Raw genomic sequence first — 20803 nt, 5'->3', positions numbered from 1 at the left:
AGAATAGGGGGAAAAAACTTGCGAAAAAAAAGAAGAACGAAGTGGTTAGCATTAGTATTCGCTATCATGCTTATTGGATCACTGATAATTCCAACAAACTCCATCGCTGCATCTTCAAACAAGCTCCATACCTCAGCTAAAGATGAATTATCGGGAAAGAATCAAAAGAAAGTTGCCTCTAAAGTACTTAAACAGTTTGAAAAAAATGAAAAGGTAAGCTTTCTCGTTAAATTCAAAGAACAAGTAGACACCAAAGACGTATCCTCAAAAGCTGCAAAAACAGCAAAATCACAAAAATTATCTGCAAATAATTCAAAGTTACTTAAACGATCAAGTGTAGTCTCTGAGCTTCGTGCTACTGCTCTTGAAACACAAGTCAATATTAAGAACTACTTAAAAAAGCAAGAAAAAGCCGGTAATGCAAAGGATTTTCAATCTTTTTATATTGTTAATGCGATTGCCGTGACAGCCACAAAGGATGTTATGGAGCAAATCGCAGTTTTCCCGGAAGTAGAAAAAATCATGCCAAATGAAACTAGGCAGCTAATTCAGCCAGCAAGTAAGACTGAAGCCACAAAGACCCTCGAAGGCTCAAAAGCGAGCAAAATAAAAGCCGATACCACTGCAATTGAGTGGAATATTGAAAAAATCAGTGCTCCTGCTGTATGGAATATGGGCATTGATGGAGCAGGAACGGTTATTGCTTCAATTGATACGGGTGTCCAATGGAACCACCCAGCCTTGAAAACAAAGTACCGCGGGTATAACCCTGCCAATCCAGATGTTCCAAACAATGAATATAACTGGTTTGATGCTGTAAGCGGACAAGCTTCACCATATGATGATTTAGATCACGGAACACACACAATTGGTACGATGGTAGGTTCTGAACCAAATGGGGCAAATCAAATCGGAGTTGCTCCAGGCGCTAAATTCATATCAGTTAAGGCATTTTCTGAAGATGGCGGTACAGATATTGATTTATTAGAAGCAGGTGAATGGGTAATCGCTCCAAAAGATGCGGCTGGTAACCCTCATCCTGAGAAAGCACCAGATGTTGTCAATAACTCTTGGGGAGGTGGAGCTGGTCTCGACGAGTGGTACCGTCCAATGGTACAGGCTTGGAAAGCTGCTGAGATATTCCCTGAATTTTCTGCCGGAAATACCACATTATCAAATCCTGGCGGTGCTGGTTCAGTAGCCAATCCAGCAAACTATCCAGAGTCCTTTGCCACTGGAGCAACCGACCTTAACAACAAAGTCGGAAGTTTCTCTTTACGGGGTCCATCTCCATACGGAGAAATTAAACCGGATATTTCTGCACCTGGCGTCAACATTCGTTCTGCCGTTCCTGGCGGTGCATATGAAGGCGGCTGGAATGGAACATCAATGGCAGGTCCTCACATTTCAGCAGTTGCTGCTCTATTAAGACAAGCAAATGCCAGCTTAACAGTTGACCAACTTGAGGAAATCTTACTTACAACTGCTACTCCTTTGACAGACAGTAATTATCCAAAAACTCCTAATCATGCATATGGCTATGGCCTTGTAAACGCATTTGATGCAGTTTCCTCCGTTGTAAGCGGACTTGGGAAAATTGAAGGTAAAGTAACCAAGTCTGGAGATGACTCTGAAGCAGCTGTCATTTCTCATCAAGCACCAGAAAAGTCGTATAAAAAAATGAATCTAAAGCTTCAGGCTGAAGTCTCAGACAATGTAAGTGTCACTGCCGTTAAACTTAGCTACAAAAAAGCCGACGGAAGTTGGGCTGAAATCAAAGCAGAGAGAACGAACGGTGATTATAAATCAGGAACGTATGAAGCTTCGATTCCAGGTTCTGAGCTGACTGAAGATACAGTCGCTTATAAATGGATCGCAACGGACTTCGGAGGCTCTGTAACAACTACTGATGCATATTCCATTGAATTATTGCCTGGAATCAGTGTGGGATATACAGAGGATTTTGAAGAGAATCCAATTGGATGGACCTCTTACGGCACAAACAATAACTGGGAATGGGGCATTCCGACAAGTGGGCCTGGATCTGCAGCATCCGGTCAGAAGGTCTATGCAACAAATCTTGGAGGAAACTATGCTAATAGTGCCAATATGAGCCTATCTATGCCTCCAGTAGATGTTCCAGAAGGCACAAGCTATTTACAATTTAAACATTGGTACGAACTTGAAAAAAATTATGATTTCGGTCATGTATTTATCTCCACAGACGGAACCAATTGGGTACAAGCAGCTCGTTTTAACGATAAGTCAAATAGTTGGATTGATGGTGAAGTAAACCTAAGCCAATATGCTGGAGAACGAATCTATATTGCCTTTAATGTAACATCTGATGGTTCAGTCCAAAAACCTGGCTGGTATATTGATGATGTTAAATTGGCTGATACTTCCATTCAGCCGGCTGCAAAAGCTAAAACAGGATTAGGTGTTAACAAGTCTGACTCTTCCGTTTCAGCCAAACCGAAAGTTGATCCTGATAAAATTAAGCCCATTGCAGAAAAAGTGAAAAATGACCCTGAAAAAGATCAGCCTGCTCCAGTACTTCTTCCATTACAGGCTCAGGTCAGTGTTTTAGAAACAGGAAGATCTGTGTATACAAACCCACAAGATGGTTCTTACCAACTAACACATGCATCAGGTTCATACACATTGCAAGCAGAAACTTACGGGTATCGATCGCAAACAGCAAGGGTCAACGTAGAACAAGATGACATATCAACTGCGAACTTTACACTTCAGGAAATTCCTAAAGGTACAATCAACGGTACAATCACCAACAAAATTACTGGTGAACCAGTTTCTGGTGCTACAGTATACCTTCTTGAGGATGCTGCTATTCAACCAGTTACTACAAATTCGGACGGTGAATACTCTCTAACTGCTTATGAAGGAAAATACACTTTGAAAGTCACGGCTCCTTCTTATTACGGCAACGAAGCATCCGTAACGATTTCAGACGGTAATAGCTCCACGAAAGATATTGAACTGAAACCGTTCATCGGGTACCCAGATGAAATTAAATATGACGACGGAACAGCAGAAAATGCCCGTGCCTATAATGCGGCAGGCAACAGCTGGGCAGTAAAAATGTCGCTAGCTTCGGGAAATAAAACGGCAAATGTAACCGGCGCTCTCTTACGCTTCTGGGATACAACATGGCCTGTTCCAGGCGGGACTGAATTCCAAGTTTCTGTATATGATGCTTCGGGATCAGACGGATCGCCAGGTAAAAAAATCGCAGGTCCTTTCAATAAAACTGCGCTGCGTGACGGTCAATGGACACATGTTGATCTAAGCGAACATGGAATCATGGTTGACGGTGATTTCTTTATTGTTTATACCCAAACAAAGGCAAATCCAAATGCTCCAGGATTAGCTACAGATGAAGATGGACCAAATGCAGGACGTAGCTGGCAGGGTGTCGGTGGTGCATGGTCGCAATCACCAACTGAGGAAGGAAACTACATGATTCGTGCCACTGTCAATTACGAAGTGAAAGAACCTGTGATTACCTCTCCTAAAGACGGTGCCTATACGAATCAAAAAGAAGTAACGGTTGAAGGTACATCCGCACCTACAACAAAGGTAGATATTTTTAACAAAGGTGAGAAAGTAGCAAGTACTGATTCAACTGAAACAGGGACCTTCACTGTTCCAGTCAAATTAAACAATGGTGAAAATACTTTGACAGCAAAAGCTCGAACTAGTCAAGGTTCGACTGAGGCCTCTCCATCTGTAAAAGTGATATTGGATACGGCTAAACCGGAACTAGCGATTACTTCACCTGCTGAGGGCAGTAAAGTAAATCGTGAAACAGTTACTGTTACGGGTACAGTTTCGGATGAAAATCTTGATTCGGTTAAAGTAAATGGAAAGAAGGCTGATGTGAAAAATAACACCTTCTCTTATCGACTTGTACTTGATGAAGGAATCAATAAAATTAATGTAGTTGCTCAAGATAAGGCAGGCAATAAAATCACAAAATCCGTCTCCATCGATGTAAAATATACGGCTCCGGATATTTCCAATCTAGTGCCGAATGAAGATAAGATCTTAAAAAGCGGTGAATCGGTCAAAATTGAGTTCGACAGTGAACCCGGCTTAGCAGCAATTTTCTCCATTTTGATGCCTTTGACAAATGCTGGAGGCGTTGCGAACGCAACTGAATTACCAATGAAAGAAACATCTTCTGGACATTATGTCGGCTACTATACTGCCACAACGAATGTAAAGGCACCTGGTGCTGCCGTGGAAGTTAAAGCCACAGATAGCTATGGAAATGTTACAACACAAAGAGCATCAGGCCTGCTTTGGATTAACGCTAAAAAGTAAAGTTCAAAAGCCATGCTTTCCATGCCTAACGGCTGGAAACATGGCTTTTTTAATACAAATGGGGACTATATCAGTGCAATTTTCTTCGTCTCGATTAAATGCCTCCCATCCTCCCTGCTTTGAAAAGTACATTTTTCTTATTCCATAGATAGTAAAAAGGGAAGTTTATATAATAAAAAAGTAAATTCCCCTCAATGTTGAGCGGAATTTACCTTTTTATTTCTTTGGCAATAGATTTTTTGAAACTATTTCGAAAAACTGTTCTACATAGTCGAAATCCGTGTAGAAGAATAATAAAAGATCACCGGGTTTTGAAACTTCCCACGCTTTTACGAATGCGTCTAGTTCATTAGGTACGATATATGTCTTATCTTTATGTAATCCTTCAACTATCGCAGCTTCTCGAAGTAGCTCGGCTACCTCCAAGGGTACTCTTCCCCGTAAATCATCGTCTTCTTTAATGATGAACAGATCTGAATGTTTTGCCACAACCTCTGACAATCTGATGAGTTCTTCGTCAATACGGTCTCCTGGCCCTGCCAAAACAGTGATAATACGATTTCTATTATAGGCACTAATCGTATCGAAAATGGCCTGCAGCCCTGCTACGTTATGAGCGTAATCGATAATAATGGTTCGTTCTTTTAGTTTTTTTAAATTAAAACGTCCTTTAGACAATTTTTTATCAGGCATAAACGCAATAGCCTTCTTTCGTAATTCTTCCATTGACATACCTTGCGTATATGCCGCGGCTAATGCTTGAAGTAAATTAGCGATATTATGTCGCGCCATGCCAGAAATCGTTATTGGGATTTGAGTGCAGTCCATAAATTGATATATCACACCCTCTGATGAATAACTGATTAACCCTTTTTCATCAACAAACCAAACCTTACGTCCTTCATTAATCGCGGCTTTCACCAATGGCTGAGTGGCATATGTAGAGGTGTATATAACCTCTCCATCAGTATATTCTGCCATAGCAGCTACGTTCGGATCATCGGCATTCAAAACACAATAGCCCGTTTTTAGAACGACCTCAGCTACTAGCCTCTTTAATTTAACAAGATCGTCTAGTGTCTCAATTCCATCAGAGCCAAGGTGATCTTCACTCACATTTGTAATAATACCAACATCACATAGACGAAAAGCTAGACCTTCACGAAGAATTCCTCCTCGTGCTGTTTCTAAAACAGCTACATCGACTTCAGGATGAGCCAATATCGTTCTTGCACTAATCGGTCCACTGCAGTCACCTTGATCCAATACCTCTTCGCCGATATACACTCCATCTGAATTCGTCATTCCAACCTTTGTTTTCACATCTGAAAGAAAATAATGAACCAATCGGGTTGTTGTTGTCTTTCCATTTGTTCCGGTTACTGCAATAATCGGAATTGCGGCCTCTTCTCGAGTTGGGAATAAATAATCTACGATAGCTTTTCCTACATCCCTTTTTTTCCCTTCGCTTGGATAATGATGCATTCGAATTCCTGGGGCAGCATTCACTTCAATTATCGCCGTTTTTAAATGATTGAAAGGTTTTGATATATCCTGACAGATAAAATCTATTCCCGCAATATCCAATCCGATTGCTTTGGCAGCAGCTATCGCCATATTCCTAATAGTTGGATGAACCTGGTCCGTTACATCAATGGCCTTTCCACCAGTTGAAAGGTTAGCATTACCAACAACTTGGACCAGCTCACCTTGTTTCGGAATTGTATCAAGGTTTCGGTTCGATTTCTCCAAGTAACACGTTACCGTATGTGTAAGTGGGATTTTTGACATCGGCTTTTCATGTCCGTCTCCCCGTAACGAATTGAGGTTTTCCTTTTCTATCAATCTGCGTAACGTCTCTTTTCCATTCCCAATAACATAGGGAGGAAGCCGCAAACTTGTAGCAGTTAGCTCTCCGTTGACTATCAGTAACCGATAATCATGACCTTCAAAATGACGTTCCACAATGTATTTTTCCACATGAGAATCCAAACAATGGATAACATTAAACAACTCATCCTTATTTTTGATATGGGTTATCACACCTTGGCCCTGTCTGCCGTTATACGGTTTTATAACAAGCGGAAATCCAAGCCTGTCCGCTGAGTCAAATATATCTTCAATTGAGTAAGCGATCTCTCCTTCTGGTACAGGGAGACCACAACCTTTTAAAATGGCCTTGGTCAATGATTTATCACAGGAATTCTCAACGGCTAGATTTGAAGTTTGGCTTGAAATTGTCGCCTGGACATACTTCTGCCTTGAACCAGTTCCTAAACGCAGTAAGCTCTCTTCGCCTATTCGTTCCACAGGGATTTTTTTTGCGTGAGCCGCCTGATAAATGGCTTCGGTACTAGGACCAAGTTTATTTTTATAATATAACTGTTCGATTTGGTTCACATAAAATTGTACATTGATATGTTTTTCATCATTCAAGATAGCTTCTACGATTTCTTTTGCAGCTAAAAATGCTTGAAGACCTGACTTAGGCTCCTGATAGTCATAGGTAACATAATAAAGCCCTTGTTTTTCCGTCATAATCGTTTTTCCACGAATGGCATTAATTCCAGCCATATTTTGGAGTTCAATCGTCATATGCTCCAAAATATGGCCCATCCAAGTACCTCGTTTCAGCCTCTCAGTGAATCCGCCTTGATATCCCTGTGAACAAGTATGGCTGCTAAGGTTAGGGAGAGTCTTTAACACCTTTTCATTAAACCCAGGAATAGCATCAGATGGCTGGTTTTCCAGTTCCTCTATATCTAATTCTATGCAGATCGTTGGTGTATAAGCAAAATAATTTGGTCCTTTTAAAAAACGGACTCGATTGATTATCATGATTGGATCCCCTTTTTCATCAACAATTTTCTTGTATGCAAGTCAAAACGATAACCTCTTGTAAGTGCATGAAGCTGAAACCCTGAGAGGGTTAGCTCTTCACTGCCATTATCAGAAGACGTGATATTGATATAATCACTATTGCTTCCATCAAGCACTAAAACCTGATGTTGACCAAATACTTCAAATTGCCCCTCTTTCACTAATATTGCTGTATTTTCATCAATACCTATACCAATAATTTCTTTATTTTCTGCTATTGCACTTAAAAGTCGATCAAAGCGACCACGCTGCGAAAAATGTTGATCAATAAGCAGGCCGTCAAGGAAGCCAAACCCTTTTCCAATCTCAACTTTTAATTTATCATCATTCAGCATCGTGTCAGCTGCGACAATCATTTGCTTACCCATAATTGAAGCACCTGCACTTGTCCCAGCTAGAACCATTCCATTATGCCAGGCATTTGAAAGAGTATTGTGAAATTTAGTCTGACCAATAAGCTCGGATAATCGGCTTTGGTTTCCTCCGGTTATAAATATAGCTGAAAAAGAGGCCAGTTGTTCACAAATGGCCGGTTCCTCTGCATCCTCTCTTGAATTCAACTTGATAACTTCAACCCTACTCACTCCTAAGTCTCTAAAAATCCTGATATACTCTTTACTCACTTCTTCAGGTATTTGACTCGCTGTAGGCAGGATGCCAATTCCTCCTTTAGCGCGTATTGCAAGCTCGACAAATTTATTTAATACTTCACCTTCAAGGCACTTATCCTCAGCCCCACCGATGATAAGTAATTCACCACAATTCATTGCTCATACTCACCTTTACATATGGATTAAAATTCATGAAGTTGCTCTAAACAGAACACATAATGAATAGTATGGCATCTTGACGTAGTCTTCATTCATAAAATTAGAAAATTGTCTTAATGACATTAGAGGAAAAGTAATAGAGAAAGGAGTGTGTAAAAATGAGCCAAAACCAATTAAAAGAAAAAGTATTGAATATCATCAGCGATCATAAAATAGGTGTTCTATCCTCAGTAGAAGATAACAAAACCACATTCACGTTATATGACATTTTTCAACGACGCATTAACATTTATACACCAACCAACAAGTGCATCCACAGAAAAAATAGATGAAATTGAAAAGAATCCTTTTATTTCATATCCTAATCGGCTATGAAGATAAAGGATTCGGCAATTCTTACGAATTCACGAGTAAATGTGCAAAAATCACGAGTATTTGACCAAAACTCACGAGTGAATAGGCAAAATTCACGAGTAAATGATTTAAATTCACGAGTAAAATTAAACTATCGCTATAAAAGCCAGTAAAGCCCACACTCAAACAACATGAGTGTGGGCTTTTTTTCACGATTACACCAACTCCGATTGAATATAATGCAAAATCAGATTGGCTGTATGCTTTAATGAAGAGATATGAGTCCTCTCAAAGGCATGGGAAGCATCAATTCCCGGTCCGATCAAACCATGTACAACATCGTATCCTGCTCGGATTGCTGCGGAAGCATCCGATCCATAATACGGATAAATATCGACGCGATAATCAATAGCGTTTGTTTTGGCAAGTGCGGCAAGATGCTGACGCAATTTATAGTGATACGGGCCGGAAGAGTCTTTGGCGCAAATGGAAACGCTGTATTCATCCGTCGTTTGGCCATCACCGATCGCTCCCATATCGACGGCTAAATATTCAACTGTTTTCTCTGGGATATTAGAATTCCCGCCATATCCTATTTCTTCATTGTTTGAAATTAAGAAATGTGTGGTATATGCCAATTTAATCTTTCCTGCAGAAATCAGATCAATGATATGAAGAAGAATGCCTACGCTTGCCTTATCATCCAAGTGCCTTGATTTCAAAAAGCCAGTCTCTGTTACTTCTACCCTTGGTTCAAATGATACAAAGTCTCCAACAGAGATGCCAATTGCCTCTGTATCCGCTTTCGTTTTCACGACAGCATCTATACGGACTTCAATTGTCTCATCATCACGCTTGGCATCTCCAGCATTTTTATACACATGTACAGACGTTTGATTGATTAGAATCGTCCCTGTGACAAAAGCTCCGTCAGCCGTATGAATTTTGCAGTATTCCCCTTCCACTGAATTCCAGCGGAAACCACCGATCATTGTCAATTTCAAACGGCCATTCGGCTTAATTTCCTTGACCATAGCTCCCAGTGTATCAACATGTGCTGTCAGCAAACGATGTCTAGTATCATCTTCACCTTTTAACGTAGCTAGCAATGCTCCTTTATTCGTGATTCGATAGGGTACCTGCTTACTCTCCATGAATTTAGCCGCATACTTAATTGCTTGCTCCGTATAGCCAGATGGGCTTGGTATTGATACTAATTCTTTTATGTAAGAAACGATTTCCTTTTCATCAATAAAACTCATTGCTTCCTCTCCCTTCCTCTTTGTTTATTATATCTTTTCATGCCAACTTTTAACATACAAAGGACCGTCCAAAGACGGTCCTTTAATTGATTTAACTCATTTGGGCCATAACAGGCAAGATTGCCATAACCAATGTAGCAATACCATATATCGCAATATTCTCCATGTTCATTTTCCTTCTCCACTTATCCCGCCATACTTTATATCTACTCATATCTTCGTTACCCATAAAGATACCTCCTCTATGACGAAAGTTCACATTACAGTCTTTGCTTATTGGACATTCCTTCATGTGTTCCAAGAAGGCACTTCTCTTTTCGTATGGATAGGCTACAATGTCAGCAATGATTTCCTCTTCAAGCGGTTTTAATAAAAGCCAACCGATTCAGTAAACAATAATTTCTAACTCTCTCTTTGTTTCATTAGGATTTCTCACTTCCATCAAAATCACCCTTCCAATTACTTACTAATATGTATATAATCATTGAAACGTAAAAAACCGGCCACCTCTACAGGTAGCCGATTGGATTTATTATTTTGTTTCTTTTTCAGTGACACCAACATTGAACCATTTATATTGGCGCTCCGCAAGGTAATCATAACCAGAGACACGTTTATTAACTCCAGTTGTAGTGTAACGGAATAATGTTGGAATAATTGGAACTTCTTCATGAATCAGTTCTTGCCACTCATTGTAGGTATCAATACGGTATTGATCATCAAATGCTTCCTCTGAGATTCCTTTCGCAAGTAGCTCATCATTTTTGTCGTTCACCCAGCGAGTATAGTTAAATTCTGCTGATTTTGACCAAAGACCAGATGGATCTGGATCGGAAGCAACACCCCATGCCGCTTGATAGATATCAACCTCATCATTATCTTTTTTCAATAGATCGTAGAATGAATTGAACTCATGTAGACGCCCATCTAGCATTTGAACGTCTAGTCCTACTTCCTGCCATTGTTGAATGTAATAATTGGTAAGCGGTTCAGCAATATCTCCCCCGCTCATGGAAGCGAAGTTGATTTTGAACTCTTTTCCATCTGGGTCTTCACGAAGACCATCTTTATTTGTATCAACATATCCGGCTTCATCCAAAAGTTTTTTAGCTTTTTCAGGATCATACTCATATGGCTTAACATCTTTATTGTTATACTTGAAGTTTGGTGTGATAACTGAGTTGGCAGGGAAACGAAGCCCTTTATACATCTTTTCGCCAACTTCTTCATTATTGATGGCATAAGCCATTGCCTGGCGAAGACGTTTGTCTTCGAATTTCGGGTTGTCCATAACATTTTCTGCTTTTTTCTCATCATAATGACCGAACCTGAAACCAATATAAGAATAAGCTAAATCGACTTTTCCTAATAGTTCAACGTTGTCCAATGCTTTTGCCTGGTCATATTGATCAGCAGTAATATTAGCTACATCAATATCCCCATTTTCCAGTGACTTAACAACCACAGACGGATTTACAACTTTTAAAGTGACGCTGTCCAACTTAGGCGCTCCACGGTGGTACCCTTCAAAGGCTTCAAATTCAACTGCTTCACCTTGAACAATTTTCTTCACTTTAAATGGTCCATAACCAATCGGATTTTTACGAATTTTATCAGAAGATTCCAACTTCGCAATTGGAACATCACTTAAGTATTCTTTATGAAGCGGATATGTCCATAATCCTGTTGTTACAGATGGATTCGCTTTCTTAAAAGTAAAGGTGATTTTCTTTCCATCTACTTTAATACCTGAAATACTGTCTGCTTTTCCGGCATGATACTCTTCCATTCCTTCAATTAAAGCCATTTGTTCATCATAGCGTACACCTTTGTAATCCTTGCTTCCCAAGACAAGGTATGCATACTCTAAATCAGCACCAGTCACAGGCTTCCCATCTTGCCAATTAACATTGTCTTTTATTGTAAGTGTTACCGTTTTATTATCGTCTGAAATTTCATAAGAAGCAGCACCGTCATTTGTGAAAACATAGTTCTCGTCTGTATCCAGTAAATCTTCATCAAAGAATGTGATAACTTGGTTATCCGGATCTCCTTGATAGAAAACTTTGTTTAATATCCCTTCAAACGGGGTATCTGATACCAATCCGTAAGTCAGATGGCCGCCTTCAATCGGCTCTCCCTGATTTGTTGTTTTTGTCGGGAATAGCGATGTATCAACTTGTTCGACATCTTTCCCTTTTTTCTCTTTCGTTGACGATTTCTCCGTATCATCTGAACATGCAGCAAGCAGTAGAGACGAAATGGCCAATGCACTTAATACCTTACTGTAGCTTTTGATTTTCATATCCTACACTCCCCTTTTTTTATCCTCTTCTTTGTCTTGCATCGGCTGCGCGTTTTAACGCTTGACCAACAAAATTTATACTCAGCATCAACACTAAAATCATGAGCGATGCGGGTACCCATATCCACCATTTGTTTTCCAAAACATCTGGATTTCGAGCATAACTGATGAGCGTCCCTAGACTCGGGGTGCTCTCTGGAAGACCGAATCCTAAGAAAGTCAAACTGGATTCTAGGCCAATATTACCTGCAAGATTCAAAATAAAATTAACAATAATCAGTGAACTTACATTAGGAAGAAGCTGAAAAAGGATGATTTTCCAATGTGGTGTACCAAGTGTTTGTGAGGCGTGAATATAGTCCAACTCACGCTCTGACAAAGCCTTTGAACGAATAAGCCGTGCCTTTCCTGTCCATAAAAACATCGTCATGATCAATATGAAAACATACACATTGAATACTGGTACAATCGTGACTACAACAATGATGAACATCAATTGCGGAAGGGCAATCACAAAATCGATAACACGCATGATCACATTGTCGGTGGCCCCGCCAAAATATCCAGCTAGAAGCCCGAAAGATAAACCAATGATAGCCGTGAATAAGGTAATGAACAAACTGATGGTAAATGAGTTTCTCGTACCGATGATCAGTTGTCCGAATACATCCCGTCCACCATAATCGGTTCCGAGCCAGTAGTCTGAAGATGGCTCCATATAAATGGAGAGGAAATCGACCTTAGCAATTTCCTTTGCATCCATAAAGAACGACGCGCCGTAAACGAAAACCAATATAGCTACTAATATAATCAATGAGCCCATAGCAAGTTTATCCTTTTTAATTTCCTGCCATATGATTTTCATACCTGATGGGCTCACATCTTTCGTTTGAATGATTTTTCCGGATTCTACTTTCATTTCCATACGCTCACCCCGCTCCTATTCTATCCGTATGCGCGGATCGACCGCACTAAGTATGATGTCTGAAAGAAGAGTGCCAAGCAGAGTGGCAAATCCCGTCATCATGACGATGGCCGTCACTACACTGAAATCCCGTAGACTGACGGAACTAAGGAAAAGCTGTCCAAGTCCCGGATAACTAAAAATAGTCTCTATTATGACAGCGCCGCCGATCAATCCAGTAATTTCATAGCCTAAGAATGCTGCAATTGGTAAAAGGGAATTTCTCAGGATATGCCGTGAATATACGCTGGATTCAGGTACACCTTTTGAACGCGCAGTCCTTACGAAATCCTTTATTTTATTATCAATAATTTCATTTCGCAAATATTGAATTGTGCTTGTTGTTGCTATTAAGGCCGTACTTAAAGCCGGTAAAATCACGTGATTGATCTTACTTACAACGTATGCGAATGTGCCTTCATCCACTTTGGAATCGACACTGCCTCCAGACGGGAACCAATCCAGGGCAAATCCGAAAACAAATAACATAATTAACGCAAAGATAAAAATCGGTGTGCCAAATCCTATATAACTGTAACCCGTAACGGTCTTATCCACCCAGGTATCATTATATCTGCCGCTAAGTATACCTAACGGAATGGCAAGCATATATGTAAAGATAAGTGTTACCAACGCAAGGAACACCGTGTTCCAAAGCCTGTCTTCGATAACATCCATAACCGGTGTTTTATGTGTATAGGAAATACCAAAATCCCCCTGTACAGCATTAGATGCCCACCTTATATATTGTTGATACCAAGGATCATTCAAGCCCAAATCTTCTCTGATTCTTTCAAGCTCAGCAGGATTAGCCCTAGGATTGATTTCTTGACCAGACAAGGCATCACCCGGCATTGCTTTTGCCATCATGAAAACGATAATGCTCAATAAAAAGAGCTGCGGGATCATAACTAAAAAACGCCTGAGGATAAACTTCCACATATCCTTTCCACCTCCTTATTGTAATGCGACTCTATGTGTTGCTGAGATAGGCTTCAAGTCGTAAGCACGTCCATTTTCATCGAAAAATTTTGAATAAGACGACTCATACTCTGCTGATAATTTTTTTCTAAGCTGTACTTTATCCTCACGAACTTCCGGTTCTAAATCGGGAATGGCAGCAATCAATCGTTTTGTGTAAATATGTTGGGGATTTTCATAGATTTCATCGCTATTGCCTTCCTCTACTAATCTACCGCGATACATAACTCCCATCCGATCACACATATGCCGGATTACACCGAGGTCATGACCAACGAATAAATAGGTTAAATTGAACTCCTGTTGAAGATCCTGAAGAAAATTCAACACCTGCGCCTGAACCGATACGTCGAGGGCCGATACCGGTTCATCAGCTATAATCAGTTTGGGTTTTAATGTCAATGATCTAGCAATTCCAATTCGCTGGCGCTGCCCACCTGAAAATTCATGAGGATACTTGTGAATCGATTCCGGACTGAGTCCGACTTTGTCCAAGAAGTCCTGAACAATTTTCTTTTCTTCTGCAGGTGATAACCGTTCAAAGTTCCTCAGCGGTTCGGCAATGATGTCCAGCACCCTCTTCTTGGGATTCAATGATGAATATGGGTCTTGGAAAATCATTTGGATATCTTTTCGGAATGGTTTAATCTCTTTTCTACTTAAAGCTGCTAAATCCCTGCCTTCAAACAGGATTTGTCCAGATGTCACATTATTCAGCTTGACAACTGCCTTACCTGTCGTTGACTTGCCGCTTCCTGATTCTCCAACCAAACCATATGTTTCCCCTTGCTGCAGCTCGAAGGACACACCATCTACGGCTTTTACATGATCAACTACTCTTCGGAAAAAACCGCCTCTTATTGGAAAATGCACTTTTAAATTATCTACTTTGAGTAATGTCATGAGTCGATGCATCTCCTTCAGCTTGAAAATAAAATTCTTTATAGCAGGTGCACCGTACAAAGTGATCCTGACCTACCTCGTGAAGATGAGGCGACTCTTCATGCGCTTGTTTAGGAATCCATGGGATACGATCTTGGAAACGACATCCCTTCCTGTCCATTTTTGCTATCGATGGAACAATTCCCTCAATAACGTGCAAACGTTTTTTTTCATTGGTAGCCGAAGGAATTGAATTTAATAGCGACCTAGTATATGGATGAAGTGGATTGTTAAATATCTCTTTAACACTTCCCGTCTCTACTACTTGCCCAGCATACATGACAACAATCCGATCAGCTACCTCTGCTACAACGCTCAGATCATGGGTAATTAATATAATCCCCATTTTTGTTTTACTTTGAATATCTTTCAACAAATCAAGTATTTGCGCTTGAATGGTAACATCTAATGCTGTCGTTGGTTCATCAGCAATAACTAGTGCTGGATTGCAAGCAATGGCAATCGATATCATTGCTCTTTGACGCATTCCGCCCGATAGTTCATGCGGATATTGCTTGTATGTCCGTTCAGGATAAGGGATACCCACTTGTGTTAAGAGTTCGATTGTCCTGTTCTTTTTTTCATCCTTAGAAAGTTCAGTATGATAGTCAAGATTTTCCTCAATCTGCTTTCCGATTGTCATCAACGGGTTCAATGCTGTCAAAGGTTCCTGAAATATCATCCCTAATTCCTTTCCGCGGACTTTATTCATTTGTGTATCATTAAGTGTAAGTAAATTTTGACCTTTATAATGTATTGTACCTTCTGACTTCGTTCTCTGTTTATTATGTAATTGCATGATAGAAAGGGCCAGTGCGCTCTTTCCACATCCTGATTCTCCAACCACCGCTACAATTTCATTTTCATTTACAGTAAACGAAACATCATCCACTGCTGCATGATATTTGCTCTGAATTCGAAATGAGGTAGTAAGGTTTTCAATTTGCAATATCGCTTTCTTCATCCCTGCTCCCCCTAAACAATTTTTTCGGGAAAATAATAAATCTTCTGATAATTATTTAAAATTTTAATCAATTTTTTACATTTATACAATAGTTTTATACAAAATAATCACATTTTTTTCATATTTTATAACTTTAGGAATATTTTTCTGCAATATAAAAAATGATTCCCTTTCTAACTTTTACACAGTAAAGTTATGAAGCCCTATTAATAGCATAGAATAAAACAATTTAATTTTCTTATTTTGAAATAATGATTAAATATTCCACTAAAAATATTTAATCACTTAATTTCACCTAGGGGAAAAGTACTTATTTCAAATGCATTTTAAAAATTTTAATATTTCAGAAAAATTAGCTTAATTGTAAGAATATCATAAAATTGGTAATACTCTCATGTATATTTCATATCTCTTTAAAAAACACCTTAAATATTATTTTTAAATGCACTGAAACCTTTTTAAAACTCTTTCGTAGAAAACGGTAGACAATAAATAATGAGGTGATTGAATGTATTCACAAAATGTAAACACATATATGCCATCTGTTATGCGTACCTTTGCTCTTTCTCTCGCAATCTCTGTTTTAGGGATGGCTGTTGGAACTCTTGTTCCACCATCCTTATTTCTACCTTTAGCGATTCTAGAAATTGCTATGCTAATTGGCGCTTTTATCATGCGGAAGAAAAAAGCTATTGGCTACACATTCCTGTATAGTTTTACGTTAATTTCTGGGATTACCACCTATCCGATTATTGCACACTATCTTGCAACTGCAGGGGCGAATGTTGTGATGTTAGCCGGTGTAACGACAACAGTTGTATTTGGGGGACTAGCTATATATGCTACAACAACCAAGAGGGACCTTTCTTTCTTAAGAGGAATGTTATTTGCCGCCTTGCTAGCTTTAGTAGCCATTAGTATTTTTAACCTTTTCTCACCTTTAAGTTCTACAGCAATGCTAATCTTTTCATTTATTGGGATTCTTGTATTCAGTGGATATATTTTATATGATTTCAATCGAATGAAGCATTACGGGGTTACAGCCGAGGAAGTACCGCTCATGGCCTTAAATCTTTATCTTAATTTCATTAACCTTTTTATTAACATCCTACGTTTCTTTGGTATTTTATCGAGCGAAGATTAAAAAAACGGGCATTAGCTGCCCGGTTTTTTTATTTATATAGTCCAGGCTCTGATTTTTCAGTCCACGGCTGTTTTACACCGAAGGTACTGGCAATGAACTGAGTATCTTCTCTTCTTTTTTTCCTTATTTGGGCCCGCTGTTTCGCTGATTCGTTTAAATTCTTCTCCATTTCAGTCTCTGGAACCAAACGCGGAACAGGTATTGGCTTTCCATCCTCATTAATTGCAACAAAGGTTAAAAAGGAAATAACACATAAGTTACGGTCTCCCGTAACTAAATCTTCCGCAATAACTTTTACGATGATTTCCATAGAGGTTCTGCCCGTATAAGTCACGAAACTTTCTAGACATACTGCATTTCCTTCGTGAATAGGGTGCAGGAAATCGACAGAATCAGTTGAAGCCGTAACGACATTACTTCTCGCATGACGCATCGCAGATATAGCCGCAACATCATCAATGTAAGCCATCAATTTGCCTCCAAACATCGTACCAATATTATTTGTATCCGGCGGGAGGACAAGGCTCGTTTTTATGACCAAAGAGTCCCGGCAATGTTTTATTTCTTCCATGGTGACTGCACTCCTTTATGTCTAATTTCTCACTAGTTCACTTTAACGAATTCTTCACTGTAAAGCAACACACATGCTTATTTTCCTGCTTTTAGTCGGAATTATTCGAAAGAAACAATTCACGTTTATTCACTTTTACTGTTCTGTAGGCTCTTTGCCTGTTGTAGCTCTCGTAAGCTCAAGCCAAAGGTCATTTGTAGATGAGGATAATCTCTAAAACCTGACCAATCTCCTCCCCAGTCAAACCCTAAATCTTTCGCGATAGCGACGACTTCCATCCAATCTGATTCCCCGTTATCGTTGCCGTCATATTCCATATTCCAAATAGCCTCCCCTTGTTTGTTAAGGAGAGCAAAATCTATCGCCAATCCAAAATTATGGAGCGACTCCCCTCCTTTTGCATTAGTTACAATGCTTCCAGACTTTAAACGTCCTTTTTCATAGAGGTCATTTTGCTCTTCAAAAGTACGGAATCCAGCTGTTATGATTACCGTGATACCTTTTTCATTAGCCTGTTGAATGAGCATTTCTTTTTTTTCAGCGACTATCGGATGCAACTCGTCAGTCAGTTTAATTTTATCTAGATCGGGGGGGAGCAAATGCTTAAGCATGAATCCTAATAGTAACCCGAAAAAGCCTATTATCAGACATGCCCTTACCCAGTTAACCTTCACTGAACAATCCTTCCTTTACGAATAACTATCTGAATGAGAAAAACTCAACCAAAAACGGATGAGTTTTTCTTCTATTATAACTTTGACTTCAATTCTTCTATTTGCAGTAAATGTCGTCTTTCATGTAAACCCACAAACGGAATCCATTGCTTCAAGCTTAATTCTTTAAACAATGGATGAGGGAATGACTTTTGTTCAAGATCTTTTTCATTTGCGCTGTCAACAACTTGTATAAATGCCTGGCGGGAATCGGACAACTTATTCTTAACCTCGTCCAAAGTTTGAAATGCTTCGGATGGAATGACAAATGGCGGCGCCGAGACCTTCACTTCACGATTTAGAGTATACTCTATCGGTTTATCTTCTGCAGGGATACTCTCATCGCTTTTTAATTTGTCAGCAATTCCCTTGGTTATCACTCGCTCCATTAAATATAGATGATTCAATACCTGGATAATGCTCCATCGGCCTTCTTCTGGATGGGCATTCAGCTGTTCATCCGATAAATTGTTAACCGCTTCTAAAAGTTCTTTCCTAATTTTTTTGTTATCTTCCATTTTAGCATCTCCTCCCGAAAGCTTAGTTAAACTCCATCAATTATTCCATGTTCTGTATAAAGGTGTAAAATAAAAACACTTTTTGATAGGAAGAAAAACGATTTAAAGTTGTCTATTTTTAGAAAAGCTCTATGATAGTCATAAAGGTAATATTCACCTAATACAAATGACTTTTAAAATTCATCAAAGATAGTCAAAATAGGAGTGATCGTTATGAGCGGAGGACATATCCCATTTAGCCACAAAGGACGTAGCGTCATTAATGCAAAGCCTTCAAAAGGAAGCATTTGGACAATGCTCAGGCAAATGTTTAATCGTGTCCCATCTAAATGGAAATTTTCTTCCTTGATTTTATGTATAATGCTGTTCATTTCTTTGCTTGAATTCTCCATCCCACAGTTGACTCAGTATACGATTGATAATATCATTCCCGAAAAAAAATATGACTCCTTGATTTGGGTAGGCACAGGAATTCTTGGAGCCGCTATTTTATTAGCTTTACTAAACTACTTTAACAGCTATATCGTTTCCAAAGTTGGTCAAAAAGCGATTATGGATTTACGGAATAGCATGTATGAACATATTCAAAGGCTGGATATGAAATTCTTTGATAAAAACCGAACGGGTGACTTAATGTCACGGCTGACTAATGATGTCAATTTACTACAACAACTCATCTCTTCAAGCATGCTGCAAGTCGTAACAGACACGGTAACTTTTGTTGCAGTTGCAGTCTATATGCTTTTCATTAATTGGAAACTGACCATTGTCCTTCTTTTTACATTCCCGTTCATGTTCTATATCACAAGGGTATTTGGAAAACGTATTCGAATGTCGTTTAGGTCTGTTCAAAGTTCTGCAGGAGATGTAAGCAACCAGTTACAGGATTCGATCTCAGGAATGCGACTCATTCAATCTTTTACCAATGAAGAATTTGAATCGAAGCGTTTTGCGGAACGTAATCATGAAAACATGGTAGCTAACATTAAATCGGTTCGCTTGCGATCTATGTTCGGTCCGGTTATCGATTTATTGAACAATATTGGTCTTGTTGCTGTTATTGTGTTTGGGGCTTGGCAAGTGATGGAAGGTGCATTTACAGTGGGATTAATAGTAGCCTTCCTCGCCTATTTGAGATTACTGCAGAGCCCTGTTCGCAATTTCAGCCGAGTTATCAGCATTGTCCAGCAGTCGGCTGCAGCTTTTGAGCGGATTACAGAAATTATGGAAACACAACCTGAAGTCAGAGACAAAGGAAATGCAATTGAGCTTCCTTCAGTAAAAAACCAAATTGAATTTCAATCAGTTGATTTTGCTTATGATGAAAGTGTTCCTGTTCTTAGCGATCTAAACCTAACAATGAAAGCTGGTCAAGTAACAGCTCTTGTCGGCTCTTCTGGTGCAGGGAAATCGACAATTACAAGCCTTTTAATCCGATTTTATGATCCACAACAAGGAACAATCAAAATGGATGGTCTTGATATCCGTGATGTGTCGCTGAAATCTATACGTAGCCAAATGGGGATTGTTTCTCAGGATATCATTTTATTCAATGGTTCAATCCGGGATAACATCGTTTATGGAAAACTTGATGCAACAGATGATGAAATCACTGAATCGGCTAAAGCAGCCAATGCTCATGACTTTATTAGTGCCTTTCCGAATGGTTATGATTCTCAAATTGGAGAGCGAGGCGTCAAACTTTCAGGAGGACAAAAGCAGCGAATCGCTATTGCTAGGGCACTTTTGAAGAATCCGCAAATCATCATTCTCGATGAAGCGACAGCAGCATTAGATACAGAATCCGAGCATTTAATCCAGGAAGCATTGTCACGTTTATTAGTAAATCGGACTTCAATTGTCATTGCGCATCGATTATCAACCGTTCAAAATGCGGACCAAATAATTGTTCTTGAAAAAGGCAGGGTCCATGAAAAAGGAACGCATGAACAGTTATTGACAAGTAACGGCAGATATAGGCAGCTTCATGACTTGCAATTCCCTCAATTGAAGGCCATAACGTAACAACTATACAACTGCCTAAAGAAACAGGGTCCGATTTATATATAATAAGCCATGTGTACAGAA

Annotated in this window: 16 protein-coding genes; 4 read left to right on the top strand and 12 right to left on the bottom strand. The window is 39.4% G+C overall.

Annotated features, from left to right (window positions below):
• Window positions 1–18 precede the first annotated feature (18 nt).
• The gene (locus tag ACQKMR_RS03150; RefSeq protein WP_427695981.1) at window positions 19–4347 is read left to right on the top strand and encodes a S8 family serine peptidase; all 4329 of its coding nucleotides are present in this window, start codon (window positions 19–21) and stop codon (window positions 4345–4347) included.
• 216 nt (window positions 4348–4563) lie between these two features.
• On the opposite strand, the gene cphA is transcribed toward ACQKMR_RS03150, so the two are convergent.
• The gene (gene cphA / locus ACQKMR_RS03145) at window positions 4564–7185 is read right to left on the bottom strand and encodes a cyanophycin synthetase (RefSeq protein ID WP_427695980.1); all 2622 of its coding nucleotides are present in this window, start codon (window positions 7183–7185) and stop codon (window positions 4564–4566) included.
• On the bottom strand, window positions 7182–7994 hold the full coding sequence (locus ACQKMR_RS03140) for a cyanophycinase (RefSeq protein WP_427695979.1): 813 nt from the start codon (window positions 7992–7994) through the stop codon (window positions 7182–7184). The genes cphA and ACQKMR_RS03140 overlap by 4 nt, the downstream gene beginning before the upstream one ends.
• Window positions 7995–8155: 161 nt before the next feature.
• On the opposite strand from ACQKMR_RS03140, the gene ACQKMR_RS03135 reads away from it, so the two are divergent.
• Window positions 8156–8329, top strand: a complete 174-nt coding sequence (locus ACQKMR_RS03135) for a hypothetical protein (protein ID WP_427695978.1) — start codon at window positions 8156–8158, stop codon at window positions 8327–8329.
• Between the two features lie 237 nt (window positions 8330–8566).
• On the opposite strand, the gene ACQKMR_RS03130 is transcribed toward ACQKMR_RS03135, so the two are convergent.
• From ACQKMR_RS03130 to ACQKMR_RS03100, 7 genes are all read right to left on the bottom strand, one after another.
• Window positions 8567–9613, bottom strand: a complete 1047-nt coding sequence (locus tag ACQKMR_RS03130; RefSeq protein ID WP_427695977.1) for a M42 family metallopeptidase — start codon at window positions 9611–9613, stop codon at window positions 8567–8569.
• A gap of 91 nt (window positions 9614–9704) precedes the next feature.
• Window positions 9705–9842 (bottom strand): hypothetical protein, encoded by a 138-nt coding sequence (locus ACQKMR_RS03125; RefSeq protein ID WP_427695976.1) that lies wholly within the window; start codon window positions 9840–9842, stop codon window positions 9705–9707.
• Between the two features lie 303 nt (window positions 9843–10145).
• Window positions 10146–11918 carry an oligopeptide ABC transporter substrate-binding protein gene (opp4A, locus tag ACQKMR_RS03120; RefSeq protein WP_427695975.1) on the bottom strand — a complete coding sequence of 591 codons (1773 nt, stop codon included), beginning with the start codon at window positions 11916–11918 and terminating at the stop codon, window positions 10146–10148.
• A gap of 19 nt (window positions 11919–11937) precedes the next feature.
• Window positions 11938–12837, bottom strand: a complete 900-nt coding sequence (locus ACQKMR_RS03115) for an ABC transporter permease (RefSeq protein ID WP_201183392.1) — start codon at window positions 12835–12837, stop codon at window positions 11938–11940.
• Between the two features lie 21 nt (window positions 12838–12858).
• Complete coding sequence (opp4B, locus tag ACQKMR_RS03110; RefSeq protein ID WP_427695974.1) at window positions 12859–13824, bottom strand: oligopeptide ABC transporter permease; 966 nt, start codon at window positions 13822–13824, stop codon at window positions 12859–12861.
• Window positions 13825–13839: 15 nt separating this feature from the next.
• Window positions 13840–14766, bottom strand: a complete 927-nt coding sequence (locus ACQKMR_RS03105) for an ABC transporter ATP-binding protein (RefSeq protein ID WP_427695973.1) — start codon at window positions 14764–14766, stop codon at window positions 13840–13842.
• Window positions 14744–15769 (bottom strand): ABC transporter ATP-binding protein, encoded by a 1026-nt coding sequence (locus ACQKMR_RS03100; RefSeq protein WP_427695972.1) that lies wholly within the window; start codon window positions 15767–15769, stop codon window positions 14744–14746. The genes ACQKMR_RS03105 and ACQKMR_RS03100 overlap by 23 nt, the downstream gene beginning before the upstream one ends.
• A gap of 508 nt (window positions 15770–16277) precedes the next feature.
• Here ACQKMR_RS03100 and ACQKMR_RS03095 point away from each other — a divergent pair.
• Window positions 16278–16913, top strand: a complete 636-nt coding sequence (locus ACQKMR_RS03095) for a Bax inhibitor-1/YccA family protein (protein ID WP_427695971.1) — start codon at window positions 16278–16280, stop codon at window positions 16911–16913.
• A 28-nt stretch (window positions 16914–16941) separates the two neighbouring features.
• Here the strand turns inward: ACQKMR_RS03095 and ACQKMR_RS03090 are convergent, their stop codons facing one another.
• The 3 genes from ACQKMR_RS03090 to ACQKMR_RS03080 all read right to left on the bottom strand — a co-directional run bounded on the left by ACQKMR_RS03090 (window position 16942) and on the right by ACQKMR_RS03080 (window position 18715).
• On the bottom strand, window positions 16942–17484 hold the full coding sequence (locus ACQKMR_RS03090) for an acyl-CoA thioesterase (RefSeq protein ID WP_427695970.1): 543 nt from the start codon (window positions 17482–17484) through the stop codon (window positions 16942–16944).
• A 125-nt stretch (window positions 17485–17609) separates the two neighbouring features.
• Window positions 17610–18158, bottom strand: coding sequence for a M15 family metallopeptidase (locus ACQKMR_RS03085; protein ID WP_427695969.1), 549 nt, complete (start codon window positions 18156–18158; stop codon window positions 17610–17612).
• Between the two features lie 74 nt (window positions 18159–18232).
• Window positions 18233–18715, bottom strand: coding sequence for a DinB family protein (locus ACQKMR_RS03080; RefSeq protein ID WP_427695968.1), 483 nt, complete (start codon window positions 18713–18715; stop codon window positions 18233–18235).
• A gap of 213 nt (window positions 18716–18928) precedes the next feature.
• On the opposite strand from ACQKMR_RS03080, the gene ACQKMR_RS03075 reads away from it, so the two are divergent.
• The gene (locus ACQKMR_RS03075) at window positions 18929–20740 is read left to right on the top strand and encodes an ABC transporter ATP-binding protein (protein WP_427695967.1); all 1812 of its coding nucleotides are present in this window, start codon (window positions 18929–18931) and stop codon (window positions 20738–20740) included.
• Window positions 20741–20803: the final 63 nt, after the last annotated feature.

Origin of the sequence: Peribacillus sp. NPDC096540 (assembly GCF_050278525.1) — a bacterium.
Classification (GTDB): domain Bacteria; phylum Bacillota; class Bacilli; order Bacillales; family DSM-1321; genus Peribacillus.
Note: the sequence above shows the minus strand (reverse complement) of the source record. Positions and strands in the feature narration are given on the sequence as shown.